Genomic DNA, 22,395 nt, shown 5'->3' with positions numbered 1-22,395 from the left:
CTGGTGTCGCCCCCTGGAAGGGGGAAGGCGCACGCGACACGCAGTGCGCGAAGACTCGGGGGTCAGTTCAATTTCGGCAGGTCGGCGCCCAGCCACTTCTGGTAGAGCTTGTTGAGCTCGCCGTTGGCCGTGTTCTTCTCGACGAAGGCGTTCACGTTCTTCAGCAGCTCTTCCTGGCCCGGACGCATCGCGACGCCCATGGCCTGCTGCACCAGCGTGAACTTGTTCTCGAAGGTGTTGGCGGGCACGCGCTTGGCGATCTGCGCCGCGACGGTGACCGAGCAGCCGATGGCATCGACCTGGCCCGACATCAGGGCCTGCATGGCCGAGGCGTCGTCGTCGAAGCGGCGGATCTCGGTGCCTTCCGGTGCGGCCTTGGTCACGGCCACGTCCTGCGTCGATGCGCGGGCCACGCCGATGCGCTGGCCCTTGAGGTCGGCCGCGCCCTTGATGTTGGCGTCCTTCTTGCCGTACAGCACGATGGTCGCGGCGGCGTAGGGCGCGGAGAACTGCACCTGCTTCGAACGTTCGGGCGTGATGGCCAGCGACGCGACCAGCAGGTCGACCTTGTTGGTCAGCAGGAAGGGAATGCGGTTCGGGCCGGTGACCGGCACGATGTTGGCCTTGACGCCCCATTCCTTGGCCAGCAGCTTGGCCACGTCGGCGTCGTAGCCGTCGGGCTGGTTCTGCGCGTTGGTCGTGCCGTAGGGCGGGAAGTCGACCAGCATGCCGATGGTGACTTCGCCCTTCTTCTTGATGTCGGCGATCGACTGCGCGGTGGCGAAAGGTGCGAACACGGTGAGTGCGGCGCCCAGGCCGAGGGCAGCGATGGCGGTGCGGCGGGTGGTGGAACGGGTCATGTCGAAGTCTCCTGAGTTGAGGACGGGAACAGGCAAGAAAAGAAAGGGGGAATCAGCGGGCCAGCGCCTGGGCGCGGCGGCGCTCCATGCGCGCGGCCAGCAGCGACAGCGGCCAGCAGATCACGAAGTAGATCGCGGCCACGGTGGCGAAGACCTGCAGCGGCTGGAAGGTCGCGTTGTTGATGATCTGGCCGGCGCGCGTGACCTCGGTGAAGCCGATGATGGCGGCCAGCGAGGTGCCCTTGATGATCTGCACCACATAGCCCACGGTCGGCGCGAGCGCGATCTTGAAGGCCTGGGGCAGCACCACGTCGCGCATGCGGTCGACATAGCGCAGGTTGAGTGCCTGCGCCGCCTCGATCTGGCCACGCGGCACGGCTTCGATGCAACCGCGCCAGATCTCGCCCAGGAAGGCCGCGCTGTTGAGGATCAGCGCGGCGCCCGCGGCGATCCAGGGGTTGATGTCCAGGCCCAGCACCGGCGCGCCGAAGAAGATCAGGAACAGCTGCAGCAGCAGCGGCGTGCCCTGGAAGATCTGGATGAAGGTGACGGCCGCGCCGCGGGCGAAGCGGCTCTCGGAGGTGCGCGCCAGCGCGATCACCAGGCCCAGCAGCGCGCCGCCGACGAAGGCGATCAGCGACAGCGCCAGCGTCCACTGGACGGCCTGGAGGATGAAGAGGAATTCGGGAAAGCCGAAGGTACGCATATCAAATCTCAGTCTTTCAGCGAGTGGGCAACCGGCGCCTCAGCTCGATGCAGGCTTGATCGGGAAACACCGCGGAACCGGCTTTGCCGGGCCGCTGGTGTTGCCCCCGGTAGGGGGTTGGCGAAGCGACACGAAGTGCGCGAAGACTGGGGGCGAGCCATTGCTATCGACGATCCGGATAGTTGAGGGTTCGCTGATAGATCAGCTTGAAGAGGCCGGAGAAGCTCAAGGCCAGCAACAGGTAGATACCTGCCACCACGATGTAGATCTCGAAGCTGCGGAAGGTCTGCGACTGCAGGTTGGCCGCGACCGAGGTCAGGTCGTCGGCCGAGATCACCGACACCACGGCCGAGCTCAGCATCAGCAGGATGAACTGGCTGGTGAGCGCGGGGTAGATGGCCTTGAGCGCGGGCTTGATGATCACGAAGCGGAAGATCTCCCAGGGCTTGAGGTTGAGCGCACGGCCCGCCTCGATCTGGCCCTTGGGAATCGACTCGATGCCCGCGCGGATGATCTCGGTGGCATAGGCGCCCAGGTTCACCACCATCGCGGTCAGCGCGGCCGTGTAGGGCGACCAGCGCAGGCCGATGGCCGGCAGCGCGAAAAAGAAGAAGAACAACTGCACCAGGAAGGGCGTGTTGCGGATCACCTCGATGTAGGCATTGACGATGAAGCGCAACCAGGCGGGCCCCGAGGTCTTGCCCCAGGCGCAGAAGATGGCGACGACAAGGCCGAGCACGGTGGCCACCAGCGAGAGCTGGATGGTGATCCACGTGCCCTTGAGGAGCAGTGGCCAGGCGGCGAAGACGGCGTCGAACTGGAATTGGTAATTCACTGGGCAAATCCTGCGGACAGGCAAGCGGTGCGTGGGCTGGCCAGTGTATGAAACCGGTTTCAGACGAAACATCGGGGTTTACCCTTGTATGCAAGTTTCGCGGGTCAGGCTGAGAGCCAACGCCATCGCAAGGGCATCCGACGGCATCTGGCCGCTTCTTGGGCAAACTGGCGCAGTGACCTCGCCCTTCCCCGCGCCCCCTGCCCTGCTCCACCGCTGGCTGCGTCGGGCGGTGGACGTGCAGCCGGACGAGGTGCGGGCGACGCTGCTCGGCTTCGGCTGGTTCTTCTGCCTGCTGGGCGGCTACTACCTGCTGCGGCCGCTGCGCGATGCGCTGGGCCTGGCCGGCGGCGCGGACGAACTGCAGTGGCTGTTCAGCGCCACCTTCGTCGCGATGCTCGCGCTGGTGCCGCTGTTCGGCTGGCTGGTCACCCGGCTGCCGCCGCGGCGCTTCGTGCCGCTGGCCTACCGCTTCTTCACCGTGAGCATCCTGGTGTTCTGCGTGCTGATCGCAAGCGGCGTGCACGGCGTCTGGGTGGGCCGCGTGTTCTTCGTGTGGATCAGTGTCTTCAACCTGTTCGTGATCAGCATCTTCTGGAGCGTGCTGGCCGACTGCTTCAGCAACGCACAAGGCCGGCGGCTGTTCGGCTTCATTGCGGCCGGCGGCACCGCGGGCACCTTCGTCGGGCCGGCGCTGGCCGCCTCGCTGGTCACGGCGCTCGGGCCGGTCGCGCTGACGCTGGGCGCGGCATTGCTGCTCGAAGCCGCGCTGCAGTGCTTCCACCGGCTGTATCCGCGCGAAGGCCAAAGACTTGCGCATGAAGGCGCCGCTGGCGCCGCCACGGCCACCGGCGACGCCCGCCCCATCGGCGGCAGTGTGCTGGCCGGCCTGGCGCTGATCGCGCGCTCGCCCTACCTGCTGGGCCTGTGCGGCTATTTGCTGCTGCACACCGCGGCCTCGACCTTCCTCTACTTCGAGCAGGGCCGCATCGTGGCCGGGGCCTTTTCAGATACGGCATCGCGCACCCGCTTCTTCGCCTTGGTCGACCTGGGCGTATCGACGCTCACGCTGCTGCTGCAGCTCTTCGTCACCGGCCGGCTCATGAAGCGCTTCGGCGTGGGGACGGCACTGGTGCTGCTGCCGGTCGCCTCGGCGCTGGCCTTCGCGGCGGTGGCGCTCTCGCCCACGGTGCTCGTGCTGGCCGCCGCGCAGGCCTTGCGCCGCGCCTTCGACTACGCGATCGCACGGCCGGCGCGCGAGGTGCTGTTCACCGTGGTCGGGCGCGAAGCCAAGTACAAGGCCAAGAACGCGATCGAGACCGTGGTCTACCGCGGTGGCGATGCCGTCAGCGGCTGGATCTCGGCCGGCCTGGGCGCGCTGGGCGTGGGCTTCGCGGGCCTGGCGGCGCTGGCGATTCCGCTGGCCGCCGCATGGGCCGTCCTCTCGCTGTGGATCGCGCGCCAGCAGGAGCGACGATTGCACGCTCCTGCGGGGAACTCGACCGCGCCCCGTGCATCCACCGCAGGACACGCTGCCGATTGACCCCCACCTTCCCAGGAGTCGCCATGCCACCGTTGCCCCACGCCCACCCCGCCGGACTCACGCGCGCCCAGGTGCTGCGCATGGCCGTCGGCCTGTCGACCGGCGTCGCCACCGCCGGCCTGCCCTTCGGCGCCGCGGCGCAGAAGAAAACCCCCATGAACACCCGCCCCATCCCTTCGACCAAGGAAGCCCTGCCCGTGATCGGCTGCGGCACCTGGGTCGGCTTCGGCCACGCGCCGGGCAGCGACGAATACCGGCGCCTGCCGGGCGTGCTGCAGGCGCTGTTCGACGCAGGCGGCACGGTGCTCGACAGCTCGCCGATGTACGGCCGCGCCGAGCAGACCACGGGCGAACTGCTGGCTGCATCGAAGGACCGCCCCCAGGCCTTCCTCGCGACCAAGGTCTGGACCCGCGGGCGCGAGGCCGGCATCGCGCAGATGGAACAGTCCTTCGCGCACCTGAAGGCCGAGCGCATCGACCTGATGCAGGTGCACAACCTGGTCGACTGGCGCACCCAGCTCGCGACGCTGCGCGAATGGAAAGCCAGCGGCCGCATCCGCTACATCGGCATCACGCACTACACGGCCTCGGCCTTCGGCGAGGTCGAGGCGGTGCTGCGCGCCGAGACGCTCGATTTCCTGCAGATCAACTATTCGATCGACGACCGCGCGGTCGAACAGCGCCTGCTGCCGCTCGCGGCCGAGCGCGGCGTGGCCGTGATCGTGAACCAGCCCTTCGGCGGCGGCGGTTTGCTGCGCGGGCTGCGCGACAAGCCGCTGCCCGGCTGGGCGGCCGAGATCGGTGCGACCAGCTGGGCTCAGGTGCTGCTCAAGTTCACGCTGAGCCACTCGGCCGTGACCTGCGTGATCCCCGGCACCAGCCGGCCCGAGCACATGGCGGACAACGCGAAGGCGGGCTTCGGCACCGTGCCGGATGCGGCCTTCTGGCGGCGGCATGCGGCGTCGGTGACGGCGGCGTCTTGACGCCGCGCTAGCCAGCGTTCGGCGGCGTACCTCCCGCCCGCCCGCCGGCTTCCCTTCCCGGGCATCGCGGTGCTACGCTTTCGCGCGTCACACATCGATCGTCGGAAAGACTGCGCCGAAGAGCGCGAAAGGGAAGACCATGACCTGGACACGTGCCGTCCCGGCCCGACCCACGTTCAGGGCGAATGGAAGAGGCTGCCTTACGGGCCGTTCGGTCCAATGGAGTTGCTGGAGGCTGTCGCTCTGCACCCAACATGGGTACCTGGGATCGCTGGAGACTCGGGGCTTGAGAAAGAAGAAGTGCCGCTTCGTCCCAAGGAAGTGCGCAGCAGCATTTGCGGCAGCCTGTTCGCCCACCTCGACAAGCTGCATGCGCACGTGCACCAACACCCCGGTGGCAAAGAATCCACACTGACGACCCGTTCAAGGAGGCCATTCAAATGACACGCAAGCACCTCAATTTCCCACCGCCACCCGTGCCTCGCACCGTGCGCGAATTGCTCAAAGACTATCCGGAGCTTATTGAAGAACTACAGGATGGTTTGACCAAGAGCCACTACGGCCCACTGGGTGCTTTGAACTTTGACAGTGCCATCTGGTTGCTGAAGGACATGCTGGGTGGGGATTTGGTCGATGCACACGAGCAATCCGACCAGGCCAAGGCACGGGGCGACCAGGAGACAGTCCGTCGGGCTGATGAGAAAGCCATGGCGATCGCAATGGCAAGGCTGGATGCGTCCGGCGACGGCGATCTGTCCAGCTATTTCAAGACCTATGAAAAGGACTTCCAATGAGTCGCGCCACGGAATGGACCTTGGACGAGGCCACTCACAATCGGATCTATACCGAACGAGTTCTCCCCGAAAGCGGCTTTCGCAGAACTACTTCGCAGGAGCATCCTCGTGCCGTTGTGCTGGCAGGCCAACCCGGTGCTGGCAAGCGTAACTTGGCGGACGCCGCGAAGACGGAGTTTGCCGGCAATGTCGCCACTCTCGATCTCGACGAAAAGCGCGAGTACCACCCGGACCACAAACATCTCCGCGAAACCCACCCCTATACATGGGCAAGCCACACCCACCAGGACGCCCGAGGCTGGGCCGATAAACTGAACTACGCCTTCGTCGAAGGCCGACGCAACATCGTCTTCGACACGACACTGGGTGGCGCCGACCACTGGATCGGCTAAATGAAGAAGATGCAGGCTCTGCCAACGCATCCCTATGAAGTCGAGGTGCGCGTGCTCGCCACGCACCGCCTGGAGAGCGAGCATGGTGTACATCAGCGTTTTGCTGCTGGCCTCGACAAATACGGCCACGACCGCTTCGTTCACAAGGAAGTCCACAGCAGCGTCTACGACCACCGGTCCTGAAACTCCCGCACTGACGACCCACTCAAGGAGGCCATTCAAATGAACCGCAAGCACCTCAATTTTCCGCCACCACCCGTGCCTCGCACCGTGCGCGAATTGCTCAAAGTCTATCCGGAGCTGATTGAAGAACTTCAAGAAGCTCTGACCAGCCTCCACTATGGTCCACGCGGCCCTATGGACTTTGAGCGAGCCGTTTGGCTGCTGAAAGATATGTTGGAGGCAGACTGGGTTGATGCGCGGGATGAGGGAAATCAAGCCAAGGCACGCGATCAGCTTGACGCGATCCAACGAGCTGAAACGAAGAAGATTGCGGTTAATGAAGCAATGCGCACCATCCATGCTGGCGACGATCTTTGGGACTACTTCAAAACCTATGAGAAGGAGTTCCAATGAGCCGCCCCACCGAGTGGACTCTGGACCCGGCGACGCACAACCGGATCTATGCTGACGAAGTCTTCCCAAAGAGCGGGTTTGATCAAACGACTCCACAGGAACGCCCTCGTGCCATCGTGCTCGCAGGCCAACCGGGTGCCGGCAAAGGCGGCTTAGTCAAGACTGCCGAGAAAGAGTTTGCCGGGAACGTAGTCACTCTTGATCTCGACGAGAAACGTCGATTCCACGAGCACTACAAGCATCTCCGCGAAGCCCACCCCTACACATGGGCAAGCCACACCCACCAGGACGCCCGAGGCTGGACCAACAAACTGAACCATGCCTTCGTCGAAGGCCGACGCAACATCGTCTTCGACACGACGCTGGGAGGCGCCGACCACTGGATCGGCGAAATGAAGAAGATGCAGGCCCTGCCGACGCATCCCTATGAAGTCGAGGTGCGCGTGCTCGCCACGCACTGCCTAGAAAGTGAACATAGCGTGCATAGCGTTTCGCTGGCACCCCGATAAGAAGGGCATTGGCCGTTGCATTTTCAAGAAAGTCCGTACCGACGCCTAAGCAAAGAGACCATTCAAATGAACCGCAAGCACCTGAATCTCCCGCCGCCACCCGTGCCTCGCACGGTGCGCGAACTGCTCAAAGAATATCCGGAGCTGATTGAAGAACTACAGGGTGGCTTGACCAAGAGCCACTCCGGCCCATTGGGTGCCCTGAGCTTTGACAGTGCCATCTGGCTGCTGGAGGGCACGTTTGATGCAATTTGGGGTGATGCGGACAAAGAGGCAGAGCAAGCTACAGCACGAGGGGACTCGGAAGCTGCTGAACAAGCAAAGCGAAAGAGAGTGACGATTAGTAAGGCAAGACGTTCCATACATGCCGACGACGATCTTTGGAACTACTTTAAGACCTATGAAAAGGACTTCCAATGAGTCACGCGACGGAATGGACCTTAGACGAAGCCACGCATAACCGTATCTATGCCGAAAAGATCTTTCCAGAAAGTGGCTTTCAGGAGACCGCCGCACAGAAATATCCTCGCGCCATCGTCCTGGCAGGCCAACCAGGTGCTGGCAAGGGTGGTCTAGCCAGCGCTGTTGAGAAAGAGTTCACCGGCAACGTTGTCAAGCTTGATCTCGATGAGACGCGCAAATTCCATCGCGATGTCGAAAAGCTCCGCGAAACCCACCCCTACACATGGGCAAGCCACACCCACCAGGACGCCCGAGGCTGGACCGATAAACTGAACCACGCCTTCGTCGAAGGCCGACGCAACATCGTCTTCGACACGACGCTGGGTGGCGCCGACCACTGGATCGGCGAAATGAAGAAGATGCAGGCCCTGCCAACGCATCCCTATGAAGTCGAGGTGCGCGTGCTCGCCACGCACCGCCTCGAAAGTGAACATGGCGTGCATGAACGCTTCGCCCGTGACCTCGACAACAAGGGCTACGGCCGCTTCGTCCCCCAGGAAGTCCGCAGCAGCGTCTACGACAGCCTGCCCGCCAACCTCGACAAGGTGCATGCGCAACTGCCCGACGCGCGCATCCGCATCTTCAACCGCGAAGGCGCCGAGCTTTACGACAGCCGCACCAGCCCGTTGAAGCCAGGCGCGGCGCTGGCGCAGGCTCGCGAAGCCCGCCTGACCGACCCGGAGCGCACCCGCGGCCTGAACCACAAATGGCAAAAGCAGCAAGCCTGGGAGCAGCAGCTTCCCGAAGCCTTGCCGCGCCATCCCAAAGTGACGCCACCCACCGCGCAAAACGTCCTGCGCGAAAACAACGAGCTCAAGATCAAAACGGACGTCCAGCGTGGCGCGACCGAAGCCGCCGCCGTTGATCGCGCTGTACGCATCGAGCCCGGCATCGCGCGTGTCCACCTCGGCCTCAAGGTCGCTGGCGCGGCCGCCCAGATCCCCGATGCCATCACCACGGGCCGGGAAGCCTCCCGACTGCTCGACCAGGGCAACCTGACCGGCGCGCAGTCGCAGGTGATGCACTTCGCGGGCCGCAACCTCGGCATGGCCGGTGGCGCCATGGCCGTGGGCTCGATGGCGGCGGCGGCCGGCATCGAGACCGGCCCCGGCGCCATGGCCCTGGGCCTGGCCGGCGGCATGATCGGTGCCGTCGCCGGCGACAGGATCATGGACGCCGCCGACCAGGCTCGCATCCACAGCCAGCGCGGCAGCGACGGCAACGTCTGGAAGCTTGACCCCCAGCACCCGGAACAAGGCTGGACACGCCTGCCACGCCCCGGTGAGTTTGGCCCGCAAGGTCCGTCCGAAGCCGCTGGCTACAAGAGCCAGCTGATGCACGCCGCCCCACGGCTGGCCGACGAACTGAACTACAAAGCCAGCAGCACCGCCGTCGAACTGGCGCTGGCCCGCGGGCCAGCACTTCAGGACCCGTTCCGGCAGCCACCGGAAAGCACCGGTGAAACGGTGCTGCCGGGACTGGCAGCTGCCAATCAGCCGTGGCTGCGCGACCCGCGAAGCCATACCTGGACACGCCAGACCCTCGCGCCGGCGACGCCCCTGACGCACGGCATGCCGGTCCAACGCACGGTCACGGCCAGTCCCGAGCAGGCACTGCAGCTCGACCGTGCCACGCAGGCCGCCATCGCCCACAACATTGCCCAGGGCCCGCAGGCCATCGCCGCGCGCTACCAGCGGGCCTACGACCAGCATGGGTGGAAGCAGCATGGGCCGGTGCCTGCGGCTGTGCTCGAGGCCGCGCAGACGCCGCCCGACCAGTTGCCGGCCTCCGACGGGCATACCTACACACGGGGCGAGGACGGGCAGTGGACCACGCCGGGCAGCCTTTACGGCACGAACACCGCGCAGGGCCGCGTGCGCGATGAGCTCGAGGCCACGCGCAAGCAATTGACGTCGCAAGGGTCCCCTCTTCCGGGCCCCACACGGCCCGCCGCACATCGGGAGCCCGCCCACCCTATCCCCACGCACGAACAACGCATGACGCCCACGCCCGGTGGCATGCCCTTCGCCGAGGCCCACAAGCGCCGCGACGAGCCCGAGCAGATCTCTGTCGGTTCCTTGCAGGCCGTCGGCAAGCTGGATGCTTCCACTCTGGTCAAGGGCAGCCCGTCGTACCGCATGCACCAGGCACAGGAGCAGGACCTGATGCGAGGCCTGGCCCTGGCGCAGCAGCAGGACCGGGAGCGCTTCAGGCACGAGCCGAGTCCGTCACTCCCTTCGGTGAGTCGCACGCAGGAACGCACACAAGGGCGTCTGTTGAGCGAGATGCCTGTGCAGAAACAGTTCGAGCGGGAAGTGACGATGCCGGCTCCGCTGCCCGATGAACAGACGCGAGCGCCCGCGATCCACGCGTCTTCGCCGGGCCATGCCGGCGTCACGATGCCAGTGGTTCCTGCTTCTGCGCAGGCTGCACCGTCTCGACCTGCGCAATCCACCTCTGCGCATGAACAGCGCACCGCCACGTTCCCGTATCCGCAGCAGACGCAAGCCGCTGCGGGCGACAGCCCCGCGATGCAGGCCCGCTGGGCAGCGAAGGAGTCCGAACTGGTTGCCGCTCGGGAACAGATCGCGCGGCTCAGCGGCCAGAGGAACGACGAGCGCCCGGCGGTTCACACCGAGCCTGCTGCACCCGTGCGCCAGACCGATCCACGCGATCCCGCGCATCCCGATCACAAGGACTTCCAGAAGATCTACGAGGTGGTCGCGCAGCATGGCCGCTGGGATACGCAGCAGAGCGCCAGCATCGCTTCGCAGGCGCTGGCCGACTTCAAGGCACAGCCGCTGTCCAAGCGCCTGGATGTGGTGGCGCTGGAACCCGATACGAATGGCCAGCTCAAGCTGCTCGTCGGCCATGCGCCGTGGGGCGGCCTGCGCTGCCTGAGCTCGGCGATGGTCGATCCGGTGCAGGCGGCGCGTATACCCGCCGAGCAGGGCTTCAAGCAGCTGGCGCAAGCGACGCAGCAGCGCGAACTGCACGCGGCGCAGCAGTGGTTGCAGCAACAACAGCAGGGGAACGAGCAGGGGCTCCGACGGTAGCGGCACCGGCCTCGCTCCACCGCCGGTCGCTGCTCGCGCAGCCACCCCGATGCGAACGCGCGCTGGAAGCCGCACCCTCAGTCCAACACCGTCTTCGTGATCGCCCGCCCCACCCGCTCGAACACCTTGCCGGCCTCGCGCTGCTCGTCGAGGCCGGACGCGCAGGTCGCGACCACGATCGCATCGGCGCCGCCGTTCTGCGGCTGGATCACGCCCGCGTGGCAGGCGGTGCGGTGCTGGGTGCCGGTCTTGTGGATGAACTTCACCCTGCGCGGCAGGCCCGCCTGCAGCCGGTAGTTGGTGAAGATGTCGATCTTCATGGCGGTGAACAGCTTCTGCATGCTCGCGGGCTGGAGCAGCTTGCCCTGCACCAGCTTCTCAAGCATCGCACCGTAGGCCACCAGCGTGGCCGCGTTGAGGCCGCGCCGGTAGTAGCGGTCATAGGCTTCGTCGATGGTCTTCACCTGGAACGCCGACGCCGGCACGTCGAGCGCCTGGCGCAGCGCCTCCACCCGCTGCGGGCCCATGGGGGCCGAGGCGATGGTCACCAGCTGGTCGTTCGAGAGCTTGCGCGCATCGGGGTGCAGCTCGGCATACACGTCGTAGCGGACCTCGGCCAGCGTGCTCAAGGTGCCGAGGCCGTCGGCGCCCATCGCCGCCTGCGCGCTGCGGTTGACCTGTGCGAGCCCGACCTTGCGGATCAGCATGTTCGCGGCCGTGTTGTCGCTGTCGCCCAGCATGCGCTGCAGCAATTCGTCGATGCTGATCACCGCGCCGGGCTTGCGCCACACCAGCTGGCCGGCCTCGATCCGGTCGCCGGGCTCCAGTGTCATGGTGTCGGACAGCTTGAGCTGGCCCGCATCGACCTGCTGCAGCACCGCGATCGCGATCGGCACCTTCACCGTCGAGCCCAGGTACCAGCGCTGGTCGGCACCGTAGTTGAAGCTGTCGCCCTGCTTCAGGCGCTTGACGTACACGCCCAGCTTGCCCGGCGACTCGCGGTCGATGCGTTCGATCTCCTGCTTGAGCCCTGCGTCCCAGTCCGCCGCCCGCGCGGACTCAAGGCCGAGCAGGCACAGGCCGACGGTCAACGCGCAGAGCAGGCGCGGCATGGCAGATCGCTTCATCGTCATGGACTCCCTTGGTCAACAGGCCGGACCGGCAGACGGCGGCGCCCACCTGCATCAGCGCGAATTCGGATTGGTCGAGCGACGGCTCGTCACGGGTGCAGGCCACCACCAGCACGCGGCGCTGCTGGCCGGCCTCGGCCAGCCGCACCAGGCCGCCGTCACAGGTGCGGCGGCGCTGGGTGCCGGTCTTGTGGGCGAAGCGCACGCCCGCGGGCAACCCCGCCTTGATGCGGTGCGTGCCCGTGGCCACGCGCTCCATCAGCTGGAGCAGATAGGCCGTCGACTCGGGTGCGAGCGCCTGGCCGCCGACCAGCTGCGAGAGCAGCGCGCCATAGGCATCGAGCCGCGCCGAGTTGAGGCCGCTCGCGTAGTAGGCGTTGTAGGCCGCGTCGAGGCTGGGCAGCTTGAAGCGCGCCACCGGCACGTCCACCAGACTGGAGAGCAACTGCAGCCGCGCGGCATCGGAGCGTTCGCGGTGCAGCAGCAGCAGGTCCTTGCCGCCCAGCTGCTCGGCCCCCGGCGCGAGCGCGCCGTAGAGCGTGCGGCGGATCGCGCCCAGGCTGGTGATGCGGCGAAAGCCCTCCGGCACCAGCGACTCGACCAGCGCATTGACCTCGGCGATACCCACCAGGTCGATCAGCATGTCGGTCGCGGTGTTGTCGCTGTAGATGATCATCTGCTCGAGCAGCACGCGGATCGGGATCGGCTGGCCCACCGGCTGGCGGTTGGTGGTGCCGGCGCCGTCCACGTAGTCCGACGCGCGCAGCGTGACGGCCGTGTCGAGCGTGTAGTCGCCACGCTCGATGCCGCGCATCACGGTCATCGCGACCGGCACCTTGACCATCGAGGCCAGGTACCAGCGCTGGTCGGCCTTGTACGAAAGCGCCTCGCCGGTGTCGAGGTCCTGCACGTAGACGCCGATGCGGGCCTTGCCCGCGGCGTCGATGCGCGCCAGGTCGGCGCGCAGGTGATCGGCCCAGGGGCTGTGCGCGGCCACCGCCGGGGGCGGCGTCTGGGCCCGCGTCGGCAGGGTGGCCCCGCCCGCCAGTCCGGCGGCCAGGGCCATCGCGGTCAGGCGCCGGGTGGCGGCGGAGGGAAGAACGGGGAAGAAAGCGCGAAACGGTGCGCGGCGTCGAAGCGCAAGGATCATGCGAGCCATGGTGACCCCAGGCCGGCGCGGAGGCCGTCGGCATCGTCCTGCACGCATGCAGGCCAATGCCGCGCGTTGCGGATCGCGCTGGCTAGGCCGTGCGCACGCGCGCCGGATTGCCCACCACCGTGGCGCCCGCCGGCACGTCGCGCGTGACCACGCTGCCCGCGCCGATCAGCGCATCGTCGCCCACGGTCACGCCCGGCAGGATGATCGCGCCGCCGCCGATCCAGACGTTGCGCCCGATGTGGATCGGCCGGCCGAACTCCAGCCCCGAGGCGCGCTCCTGCGGCGAGCGCGGATGGTCGGCCGCGAGGATCTGCACGCCGGGGCCGATCTGCGTCTTGTCGCCGATCGTGACCTCGACCACGTCCAGGATCACGCAGTTGAAGTTGAGGAACACGCCCTCGCCGACCGAGATGTTGAAGCCGTAGTCGCAATGAAAGGGCGGACGGATGCCCGCGCCCTTCCCCACCGAGGCGAAGCGCTCGACCAGCAGCCGGTGCCGCTCGGCGCTGGTGCCGCCCAGCGAGGCGTTGTAGCGCACCAGCCATTCGCGCGTGGCCGCGAGGTCGGCCTGGATCTCGGGGTCGCCGGCGTCGTAGAGGTCGCCGGCGAGCATCTTCTGTTTCTGGGTGCGGGTGTCGAGGGTCATGACCTCATTGTGGCCAGCCTCCGCCCTCGTCGCTGTCGGACAAGGGGGCCACATGGGGCGTGGATCGCCGCCATGACCTCACGCGTTCTCAGAACTTGTAGTTGAGCGTGGCCAGCACGCCGCGCGGCGCGCCCCAGGCACCGTGGCTGTAGTAGCCGATCTGGCTGTAGTAGGCCTTGTCGAAGACGTTGTTCACGTTGAGCTGCAGCGACAGGCGCGGATCGAACTGGTAGCGCGCCATCAGGTTGACCAGCGCATAGGCATCCTGCTGTACGCGCTCCTGGCCGTTGGGACCGTTGGCGATGGTGTAGTTGCTGCTCTGCCAGTTGACGCCGCCGCCCAGCGTCAGCTTGTTCCAGCTGCCGCCCAGGCGATAGGTCGTGAACAGCCGCAGCAGGGTGCGCGGCTGGTTGGTGCTGACCGTCGCGTCGACGGCGTCCTTGGCCGTGTAGTGCGTGAAGCCGCCCGACAGGTTCCAGCCCGGCTGCAGTTCGCCCGAGACGTCGATGTCCACGCCCGTGCTGCGCACGCCCTTGGCGCCGTAGTAGGCCTGGTCGAGGCCGCCGGGCGTCAGGAAGTCGCCGTCGGCCTGCGCGAGGTTCTCCTGCTGGATCCTGAACAGCGCGACCGAGGTGTTGAGCCGGCCGTCGTGGAAGCTGTTCTTCAGACCCAGCTCGAAGTTCTTGCCCATGATCGGGTCGAGGTAGCGGCCATTGCGGTCGCGCGCATCCTGCGGGTTGAAGATGCCGGTGTAGCTCGCGTAAGCGGTGGCGCTCTTCGTGAGGTCGAAGGTCAGGCCGGCGTAGGGAATGAACTTCTTGTCGTCGCGCAGGTAGTCGACGTTGCGGTCGCGCCAGCTGCTGTAGCGGCCGCCCACGATCAGGTTGGCGCGGTCGTTGAGCGAGAAGCGCGCCGCGCCGTAGACGCCGCGCTGCGTGACCTTGCCTTCGTCCAGCGTCCGGTTGGCGCTCCAGTCGGGCTCGGGGTAGCTGCCGTTCCAGTTGCCGTCGAACACCACGGGCGCGAGGTTCTGCGCCTGGCGGTAGTCGTAGCGGTACTTCTGCTCGCTGTTGATCAGACCGAAGGTCAGCTCGTGCTTGCGGCCCAGCAGCTCGACCGGGCCGCTGAACTGCGCATTGAGCGTGTCCTGCTCGCGGTAGCCGTTGTAGATGCTGCCGATCGCGCGTATGCCCAGGCCGTCGGTGCGATCGGGCCAGCCGATCAGGAACAGCAGCTTGGTGTCGAGCGACTGCTTGCTGTGCGTGAGGCCCACATGGGCCTTCCAGTCGTTGTCGAAGCGGTGCTCGAGCGTGGCGAAGGCCGTCTCGGTCTGCGTGGCCCAGTACGACCAGTTCGCCGCCGGGGTCGCGGAGCGGTCCCAGTTCGTGCGGCTGCCGTCGGCGTACCACAGCGGGAAGCCGCCCCAGGGCGTGCCCTTGGGGTCGTTGTCCTGGTAGTCGGCGCCGATGCTCAGCTTGGTCGAGGGTGTGAGGTCGGCATCCACCACGCCGTAGAAGACCTTCTTCTTCACGTTGCTGAGCTTCACGTAGGAATCGCTGTCCTGGTAGGCCGCCACGATGCGGCCGCGCACCCGGCCGTCGGCCGTGATGGGCGTGCTCAGGTCGACCGAGCCGCGGTAACTGCTCCACGAGCCCGCGCCCAGCGAGACCTCGCCCGCGAGCACCTTGCTGTCGGCATGCTTGCGCACCAGGTTGATCGAAGCGGCCGGGTTGCCCGCGCCCGTCAGCAGGCCGGTGGCGCCGCGCACCACCTCCACGCGGTCGTAGAGCGCGGCATCGAGTTCGCTCTCGCCCGCATACCAGTTCGAGGTGCCGGCCGTGGGGATGCCGTCGTACTGGAAGTTGGTGATCGAGAAGCCGCGCGCGTAGTAGGTCATGCGGTTGCCGTCGTTGATGCTGGCCGAGATGCCGGTGGTGTTGGCCAGCATCTCGGTCAGGCTCTGCAGGTGCTGGTCCTCGATGCGCTGCTGCGTCACGATGCTGACCGACTGCGGCGTGTCCTTGAGCGACAGCGCGAGGCCGGTCGCGGCCGCGGTCGCGCGGGTGGTGTACGAACCCGTGCCCTCGGTGGTGCCGCTGCGATCGGCCTGCGCGCTCACCGTGACCGAGGGCAGCGTCGCGTCGGCCACACCCGTGGGCAGCGGCTGGACCGTCAGCGTCGTGCCTTCCACCCGCCCCTGCAGGCCCGAGCCCTGCAGCAGTTCGTTCAACGCGCTGCGCGGATCGCGCGTGCCCTGGAGGCGGCGCGCCTGCTTGCCCTGCACCTGCGCGGGCGAGAACGCCAGCTGCAGGCCGGCCTGGTCGGCCAGCGCCTTGAGCGCGCTCGCCAGCGGCTGGGCGGGAATGTCGAAGGCGACGTTCTGGGCCAGGGCGGCCTGGAGGGACAGCGCAAAGCCGAGGGCGGCAACGGCGCGTGCCAAGCCGGTGCGGCGGGCCTGGAGTTTCTTCTGCATGACGGGGACCTTGGTTGGTTGTTTCGGGTTCACAACCTGTAAGACCCACGAGGCGAAAAAACGGGGCAGACTTTTTTGTGGGTGAGACGCGTGCGTTGTGCGGCTAGCGGTGCGCGATGTCGATGCTGCCGTCGGGTTGCCGCTCGACGCGCACCGGCAGCACGCTGGGCAGCGAGGCCAGCCAGCCGTTGGCTTCGGCCACGCGCACCTTGCCGCTGATCGGCAGGCGTGCGGCCGCGGGCGTGACGCGCAGCGCCGCGGGCGCATAGCGCGCCACGCGGGCCAGCGCATCGGCCAGCGGCACGGCGTCGAATTCGAGCTCGCCCTGGCGCCAGGCCGCCGGGCGGACGACGCGGGTCAGCACCTGCCCGGCCTCGGAGATCCGCAGGCTCTGGCCGGCACCGAGTTCGGCGCTGTGCCCGCCGGCATCGACCCGCACCCGGCCCGACTCGACCTGCACGATCACGCCGCGGCCGCCGTCGATCTCGACGCCGAAACGCGTGCCCAGCACCGTGACTTCCACGCCCAGCGCCTGCACGACGAAGGGCCGCGCCTCGTCGCGCCGGACCGCGAAGAAGGCCGCGCCTTCGTGCAGCCGCGTCAGGCGGCGCGCGGCCGTGTAGTCGACGTCGAGGCGGCTCTGCGCATCGAGCGTGAGTTCCGAGCCGTCGGGCAGGCTGCGCTGCAGCATGCGGCCCCGCAGCGTCGCCAGCGTGGCCTGGAAACGCATCGATTCGCGCTGCAGGTGCTGCCACGCGGCCGTGCCCGTCACGCCCACGGCGAACACGCCCAGCAGCGCGGCCAGCGACCTGCGGCGGCCGGTGCGCGCGGCGGCCGTCTTGTCCTGGTCCGAGGTGTGACGCCACTGATGCAGCGCCTGCTCGATGGCGCGCGTGGCCTGCGCGATGTCGCGCTTGACGGTGTCGATCGACAGGCCGAGGCGCGCCGCGATGTCGACCTGCTTCTCGCCGTGCAGGCCGTGCGCGAGGTAGGTGTCGCGCACCCGCGCCGGCAGGCCGGCCAGCGCGGCCTCGACGCTGGCCACGGCCTGGCGGTACATCGCGCTCTCGGCCACGTCGGGCGCCTGGGCCGGCGCGGCGCCTTCGACCTGCTCGCACTCGGCCAGGTAGCCCTGCAGCCAGTTGCCGCGGCGCAGGTGGTTCATCGCCACGTTGTGCGAGACGGTGAACAGGTAGGCCCGCGGATCGGCCAGCTCGGCCTCCGTGCCGGGCGCGCGCTCGGCGATGCGCAGCCAGGTGTCGTGCGCCAGGCCGCGCGCGTCCTCCATGCTGCCGGTGCGGCGCGCGATGTAGCGCACCAGCTCGGCGTAGTGCTGCTCGAAGACGGAAAGAAGAGCGCCGTTCGACGGCGTGGTCGGGTTCATGAGGCCGGGATCATAGCCGGTCATGAGAATGATTCTCAATAGAAAGCAAGATCCGACAAGACCCGCGGCCGAAGCAAGGGCCTCAGCGTCCGGCCCGCAGGGGCCGCCGGTCGAGCCGCGCATCGCGCGCGCTGAACACCTCGACCACCCGGTCCCGGAAGTCCTTCATCACGGCCGAGAAGTAGGCGTTGCGGCGCCAGAACAGCCCGATCTGCAAGGCCCACACCGGCGCCGGCGCCGGCAGCGCCGCGAGGCCCACGCCGGTGTTCGCGCCCAGCGAATCGGCGGTCATCACGGTCAGCAGGTTGCTGGCGCGCACCAGCGGCGCGAACACCGCGGGCGAGGCGTCGGTCTGCAGGAAGGCGGCCGGCATCTCGATGCCGGCGTCGGCGAACATCGATTCGACCCAGGCGCGCAGCGCGATGTTCGAGGGCGGCAGCGCCCAGGCCTGGGCCGCCATGTCCTGCAGCGTGAAGGGGCGCCGCAGCAGCGGGTGCCCCTTGCGCGCGACCACAAAGGACTGCTGCTCGCCCAGCGGCACGCAGGACAGCGCGGCCGGCGTCTGTGGCTGCACCGCGGCGATCGCGAAGTCGAGCGCGCCGGTCTCGAGCTGGTGCATCAGCACGCCACTGAGCTGCACATGGGCCTGGAAGCGCACGGCGCGCGGCGCGCCCAGGAAGGAGGCCAGCACCGGCGTCACCACCGACTCGACCACGGCCGGCACGGTGCCGATGCGCAGCTCGCCCGACTGGCCTGTCTTGAGGTCCTGCACCTCCTGGCGCATGTCGTCGACCATCTGGCCCAGGCGCAGGTTGCGCGCGTACAGCGCCTGGCCGATGGCGGTCAGCGCCACGCCGCGCGGCGTGCGCTCGAACAGCCGCACGCCCAGCGAGGTCTCGAGCCGCTGGATGGCCTTGGACAGGGCCGGCTGCGTCACGCCCAGCACGTCGGCCGCGCTGTGCAGGTTGCCCAGTTCGGCCACGATCCTGAACGATTGGAGGTCCTTGAGCTGCATGGCGGAGGGTCGGCGGTCGATTCCAGATCGTTATCGCAAAACCCCATGATAGGTCTGGCCGCACGGCCGGTCGATTTCCATAATGGGCCGCACAGCGCGACGCGGCCGGCCTCTTCCCGGCGCCCCAGACGCTGGCAACGGAGACAACAGACATGCACAAGACATCCGCCCACCGGGCGCGCGGCGCGCTGCGCCTTGCCGCCCTCGCCGTCCTGGCCAGCGTCGGCATCGGCCTGGCCGGCGCGCAGGAGGCCTACCCGAACCGGCCGATCCGCGTCGTCGTGCCCTACCCGGCCGGCGGCAACACCGACATCATCGCGCGCGACGTGATGAAGGAGGTCTCGGCCCGGCTGGGCCAGCCGGTGGTGATCGACAACAAGCCCGGCGCCAACAGCATCCTGGGCACCGACCTCGTGGTCAAGGCCGCACCCGACGGCTACACGCTGCTGGTGGTGATCGGCGCCTATGCCAACAACGAGGCGCTCTACCGCAGCCTGCCCTACAAGCCGGCCGACCTCGCGCCCGTCGCGCAGCTCACGCGGACCTCGCTGGTGCTGGTCACGGCGCGCCCGGGCCTGCGCACGCTCGACGACCTGGTGCGCTCGGGCGGCGACGCCGGCGCGCCGCAGAGCTTCGCCAGCAGCGGCGTGGGCTCGGCCGCGCACCTGCTGGGTGAGCGCTTCGCCCGCACCACCGGCATGAAGGGCACGATGCACGTGCCCTACAAGGGCACGGCCGACGCGACCACCGACCTGGTCAGCGGCCGCGTGGGCTTCATGTTCGACGCGATCTCGGCCATGGGCCCGCACATCCGCCCGGGCAAGCTCACGGCGCTGGCCGTGACCGGGCAGGACCGCTCGCCGCTGCTGCCCGAGGTGCCCAGCCTCAAGGAGCTGGGTCATCCCGAGCTCGTGGCCTACGCCTGGGCCGGCGTGATGGCGCCGGCGCGCACGCCGCCGGCCATCGTGCAGCGGTTGGCCGGCGAGATCGCGAGCGTGATGAAGGGCGCCGAGCTGCGCACCCGCCTCGCGGCCATCAGCACCGAGCCCGTGGGCAGCACGCCCGCGGAGTTCGCGCGCTTCATTGCGCAGGAAGCCAAGGTCAACGGCGACCTGATCCGGCAACTGCAGATTTCCCTGGACTGATGCGATGACCCACAAGACCGTGAAGATCGGCGGCGCCTGCGCCTTCATCGGCGACAGCCTGATCGGCCCGCGCCAGCTCGTCGACGTCGAGGGCATGCAGTACCTGGTGTTCGACTACCTGGCGGAGATGACGCTGTCGAGCTTCGCCCAGGCGCGCAAGGTGAATCCCGCGCTGGGCTATGCGGGCGACTTCGTCGAGGTGACGCTGCGCGAGATCCTGCCGCGCTGCCTCGAACGTGGCATCCGGCTGGTGGCCAATGCGGGCGGCCTGAACCCGCGCGGCTGCGCGGCGGCCATCGAAGCGCTGGCGAAGGAAATGGGCTGCGCGCCGCGCGTCGCCTTCATCGAGGGCGACGACAGCCTGGCGCTGCTGCCCGCGCTGGCGGCCGAGCACACGCCCGACTTCTACACCGGCGAGGCGATGCCCGAGGCCATCGACAGCGCCAACGTCTACCTGGGCGCGCTGCCCATCGCACGCGCGCTGGCGCTGGGCGCGGACATCGTGGTCACCGGGCGCATCGTCGACAGCGCCACCACGCTGGGCGTGCTGGTCCACGAGTTCGGCTGGACCGCCGAGGCCTACGACCGGCTCGCGGCCGGCTCGCTGGCCGGCCACATCCTCGAATGCGGCGCCCAGGCCACGGGCGGCATCTTCACCGACTGGGCCTCGGTGCCCGACTGGGAGAACATCGGCTACCCGTACGTCGAATGCGATGCCGAGGGCGGCTTCGTGGTCTGCAAGCCCGCGGGCACGGGCGGCTGCGTGACGCCGGCCACGGTCAGCGAGCAGATCCTCTACGAGGTCGGCGACCCGGCGCGCTACGTGCTGCCCGACGTGGTGTGCGACTTCACCCAGGTGACGGCCGTGGCCGCTGGCCCCGACCGCGTGCGCGTGACGGGCGCGCGCGGCATGGCGCCGCCGCCGACCTATAAGCTGGCCGCGACCTACCAGCAGGGCTGGCGCTGCACCGCGCAGGTCTCGGTGTTCGGCGCCGAGGCCGTGGCCAAGGCGCGCCGCACCGGCGATGCGCTGCTGGGCCGCGTGCGCAGGCTGCTGCACGAGAAGGGGCTGGGCGATTTCGAGCGCAGCGCGGTCACGGTGCTCGGTGCCGAGGACAGCTACGGCCCGCATGCCGCGCCCAGCGTGCTGCGCGAGGCGATCGCGCGCGTCGCGGTCACGCATGCCCGCAAGGAGGCGCTGGAGATCTTCTCGCGCGAGGCGCGCGCACCGGGCGTGTCCTTCGCGCCCGGCACCACCAGCGGCAGCGCGCTCACGCTCAATGGCCGCGCCGCAGTCGAGCCGCGCTACCGGCTGTATTCCTGCCTGGTCGCCAAGGAGCGGCTGCCCGCGCCGCGCGTTGTGCTCGGCGATCGCCAGGAAAGCGTGCCGATCCCCTGCGGCGGCGGGCCGGTGCCGCCGAGCGCCGCCTCACCAAGCGCCGGGCCGGGCAGCACGCAGTTGATGGCCACGGCCGCAGCGATGCGCCAGGTGCCGCTGATCGCGCTGGCCTACGGCCGCTCGGGCGACAAGGGCGACACCTCGAACATCGCGGTGATCGCGCGGCGACCCGAGGACCTGGACCTGCTGCGCCGCGTGCTCACGCCCGAGCGCGTGCGCGCCTACCTCGCGCACCTGGTGCACGGCGAGGTCACGCGCTACGAAGTGCCGGGGCTGGGCGCCTTCAACTTCTTCATGACCGAGGCGCTCGACGGCGGCGGTCCCTCCTCGCTGCGGCCCGACCCGATGGGCAAGGGCATGGCGCAGCTGCTGCTGGGCATGCCGATTCCGATCGACTGAAACGCGTCAGTCCGGCGCGCCGAAGAAGTCGCGCAGCAGCCGGTTGGTCTCTTCGGCGCGCTCGTACTGCACCCAGTGCCCGGCGCCGTCGACCACCACGGCGCGGCGCCGCGGATGCCCGGCGGCCAGCCCGGCCACCAACGGCCGCGGATCGGCCGTGACGTCGTACTCGCCCCAGACCAGCAGCTGCGGGCCGTCGTGCGTGGCCAGCGCGGCCTGCAGGCCGCCCGCGAGCGAGACCTCCTTGCTGCGGAAGCGCGTGCCGTGGCAGGAGATGTCGTGGATCGCGAAGGCCAGCGCATCGATCGCGGCCGCATCGTGCAGCATCAGCGCGCCCAGGTTGTGGCGCAGCGCGGCGATCTCCGCTTCGCGGTCGGGCGCGGCGCGCCAGTTGATCATCTGGACCGTCATGCGCCGCAGCGTGCCGTGGCCACCGCTGCCCAGCAGCCCGATCCGGCGCACCGCGCCACGCCGGGCCGCGAACTGCGCAGCGGTCAGGCCGCCGAAGGAGAAGCCGCCGAGGTCGATCACGGTGCCCGCGCCGATCAGCGCGTCGAGCGTGCCGCCCAGCGCGCGCAGCAGCGGGTCGATCGCGGCTTCGCCCGCGGCGGGTGCCGGTGGCACGCCGGAGTCGTGGAAGCCCGGCATGTCGGGCAGCCACAGCGCGCGCTCGGCCGACAGCGCCTCGATGTTGCGCGGCCAGTGCATCCAGCTGCCATGGCCGCCGTGCAGCAGCACCAGCGGCGGCAGCGTCGCACTGTCCGGGCCGAAGCGGCGCCAGCGCACGCGCACGCCTTCGTGCTCGGCATCGTGGGCGGTGGCGCGCGCATCGATCTGCGCGAGCAGGCGGCGCGCATCGGCGTCGGTGGTGGCGGTGAGAAAGGAAGGTGCGGAATTCACCCGCCCTATTCTGCCCGCGCCTCTTCGAC

At 68.4% G+C, this 22,395-nt stretch carries 19 protein-coding genes and 1 pseudogene; 10 read left to right on the top strand and 10 right to left on the bottom strand.

Annotated features, from left to right (window positions below; genetic code table 11):
• Positions 1–62: 62 nt before the first annotated feature.
• From QTI20_RS05025 to QTI20_RS05015, 3 genes are all read right to left on the bottom strand, one after another.
• Complete coding sequence (locus QTI20_RS05025; RefSeq protein WP_286549658.1) at positions 63–860, bottom strand: transporter substrate-binding domain-containing protein; 798 nt, start codon at positions 858–860, stop codon at positions 63–65.
• Between the two features lie 52 nt (positions 861–912).
• Positions 913–1,566 carry an amino acid ABC transporter permease gene (locus QTI20_RS05020; protein ID WP_286549659.1) on the bottom strand — a complete coding sequence of 218 codons (654 nt, stop codon included), beginning with the start codon at positions 1,564–1,566 and terminating at the stop codon, positions 913–915.
• A 163-nt stretch (positions 1,567–1,729) separates the two neighbouring features.
• The gene (locus tag QTI20_RS05015; RefSeq protein WP_183027742.1) at positions 1,730–2,401 is read right to left on the bottom strand and encodes an amino acid ABC transporter permease; all 672 of its coding nucleotides are present in this window, start codon (positions 2,399–2,401) and stop codon (positions 1,730–1,732) included.
• Between the two features lie 175 nt (positions 2,402–2,576).
• On the opposite strand from QTI20_RS05015, the gene QTI20_RS05010 reads away from it, so the two are divergent.
• The 8 genes and pseudogenes from QTI20_RS05010 to QTI20_RS04975 all read left to right on the top strand — a co-directional run bounded on the left by QTI20_RS05010 (position 2,577) and on the right by QTI20_RS04975 (position 10,716).
• On the top strand, positions 2,577–3,944 hold the full coding sequence (locus tag QTI20_RS05010; RefSeq protein ID WP_286549662.1) for an NTP/NDP exchange transporter: 1,368 nt from the start codon (positions 2,577–2,579) through the stop codon (positions 3,942–3,944).
• A 23-nt stretch (positions 3,945–3,967) separates the two neighbouring features.
• Entirely contained in the window at positions 3,968–4,927 is a 960-nt protein-coding gene (locus QTI20_RS05005) for an aldo/keto reductase (RefSeq protein ID WP_286549664.1), read from the top strand.
• A 440-nt stretch (positions 4,928–5,367) separates the two neighbouring features.
• Positions 5,368–5,721, top strand: coding sequence for a hypothetical protein (locus tag QTI20_RS05000; RefSeq protein ID WP_286549666.1), 354 nt, complete (start codon positions 5,368–5,370; stop codon positions 5,719–5,721).
• Positions 5,718–6,296 (top strand): annotated as a pseudogene (locus tag QTI20_RS04995) (zeta toxin family protein). Before QTI20_RS05000 ends, QTI20_RS04995 begins: the two are co-directional and overlap by 4 nt.
• Positions 6,297–6,335: 39 nt before the next feature.
• Positions 6,336–6,689 carry a hypothetical protein gene (locus tag QTI20_RS04990; RefSeq protein WP_286549667.1) on the top strand — a complete coding sequence of 118 codons (354 nt, stop codon included), beginning with the start codon at positions 6,336–6,338 and terminating at the stop codon, positions 6,687–6,689.
• The gene (locus QTI20_RS04985) at positions 6,686–7,198 is read left to right on the top strand and encodes a zeta toxin family protein (RefSeq protein WP_286549668.1); all 513 of its coding nucleotides are present in this window, start codon (positions 6,686–6,688) and stop codon (positions 7,196–7,198) included. The genes QTI20_RS04990 and QTI20_RS04985 overlap by 4 nt, the downstream gene beginning before the upstream one ends.
• Positions 7,199–7,264: 66 nt before the next feature.
• On the top strand, positions 7,265–7,618 hold the full coding sequence (locus QTI20_RS04980) for a hypothetical protein (RefSeq protein ID WP_286549669.1): 354 nt from the start codon (positions 7,265–7,267) through the stop codon (positions 7,616–7,618).
• Positions 7,615–10,716, top strand: a complete 3,102-nt coding sequence (locus tag QTI20_RS04975; protein WP_286549671.1) for a zeta toxin family protein — start codon at positions 7,615–7,617, stop codon at positions 10,714–10,716. The genes QTI20_RS04980 and QTI20_RS04975 overlap by 4 nt, the downstream gene beginning before the upstream one ends.
• A gap of 77 nt (positions 10,717–10,793) precedes the next feature.
• Here QTI20_RS04975 and QTI20_RS04970 read toward each other — a convergent pair whose 3' ends face one another.
• The 6 genes from QTI20_RS04970 to QTI20_RS04945 all read right to left on the bottom strand — a co-directional run bounded on the left by QTI20_RS04970 (position 10,794) and on the right by QTI20_RS04945 (position 18,523).
• On the bottom strand, positions 10,794–11,843 hold the full coding sequence (locus QTI20_RS04970; protein ID WP_286574151.1) for a serine hydrolase: 1,050 nt from the start codon (positions 11,841–11,843) through the stop codon (positions 10,794–10,796).
• On the bottom strand, positions 11,776–12,912 hold the full coding sequence (locus tag QTI20_RS04965) for a serine hydrolase (RefSeq protein WP_286549674.1): 1,137 nt from the start codon (positions 12,910–12,912) through the stop codon (positions 11,776–11,778). The genes QTI20_RS04970 and QTI20_RS04965 overlap by 68 nt, the downstream gene beginning before the upstream one ends.
• Before the next feature lie 175 nt (positions 12,913–13,087).
• Entirely contained in the window at positions 13,088–13,651 is a 564-nt protein-coding gene (locus tag QTI20_RS04960; protein WP_286549677.1) for a sugar O-acetyltransferase, read from the bottom strand.
• Between the two features lie 88 nt (positions 13,652–13,739).
• Entirely contained in the window at positions 13,740–16,124 is a 2,385-nt protein-coding gene (gene fhuE / locus QTI20_RS04955; RefSeq protein ID WP_286549678.1) for a ferric-rhodotorulic acid/ferric-coprogen receptor FhuE, read from the bottom strand.
• 103 nt (positions 16,125–16,227) lie between these two features.
• Positions 16,228–17,532: a sigma-70 family RNA polymerase sigma factor gene (locus tag QTI20_RS04950; protein ID WP_286549681.1), complete on the bottom strand. Its 1,305-nt coding sequence runs from the start codon at positions 17,530–17,532 to the stop codon at positions 16,228–16,230.
• Positions 17,533–17,590: 58 nt separating this feature from the next.
• Positions 17,591–18,523: a LysR family transcriptional regulator gene (locus QTI20_RS04945; protein ID WP_286549684.1), complete on the bottom strand. Its 933-nt coding sequence runs from the start codon at positions 18,521–18,523 to the stop codon at positions 17,591–17,593.
• A gap of 152 nt (positions 18,524–18,675) precedes the next feature.
• On the opposite strand from QTI20_RS04945, the gene QTI20_RS04940 reads away from it, so the two are divergent.
• Together QTI20_RS04940 and QTI20_RS04935 are read left to right on the top strand one after the other, a co-directional pair.
• Positions 18,676–19,668 (top strand): Bug family tripartite tricarboxylate transporter substrate binding protein, encoded by a 993-nt coding sequence (locus QTI20_RS04940; RefSeq protein ID WP_286549687.1) that lies wholly within the window; start codon positions 18,676–18,678, stop codon positions 19,666–19,668.
• A 4-nt stretch (positions 19,669–19,672) separates the two neighbouring features.
• Positions 19,673–21,466, top strand: a complete 1,794-nt coding sequence (locus tag QTI20_RS04935; RefSeq protein ID WP_286549690.1) for an acyclic terpene utilization AtuA family protein — start codon at positions 19,673–19,675, stop codon at positions 21,464–21,466.
• Between the two features lie 6 nt (positions 21,467–21,472).
• Here QTI20_RS04935 and QTI20_RS04930 read toward each other — a convergent pair whose 3' ends face one another.
• Positions 21,473–22,366, bottom strand: a complete 894-nt coding sequence (locus QTI20_RS04930; protein ID WP_286549692.1) for an alpha/beta fold hydrolase — start codon at positions 22,364–22,366, stop codon at positions 21,473–21,475.
• Between the last annotated feature and the right edge of the window lie 29 nt (positions 22,367–22,395).

The organism is Variovorax sp. J2P1-31, assembly GCF_030317215.1.
In the GTDB taxonomy this organism is placed as follows: Bacteria; Pseudomonadota; Gammaproteobacteria; order Burkholderiales; family Burkholderiaceae_C; genus Variovorax.
This window is presented reverse-complemented; position numbering and strand designations above follow the sequence as displayed.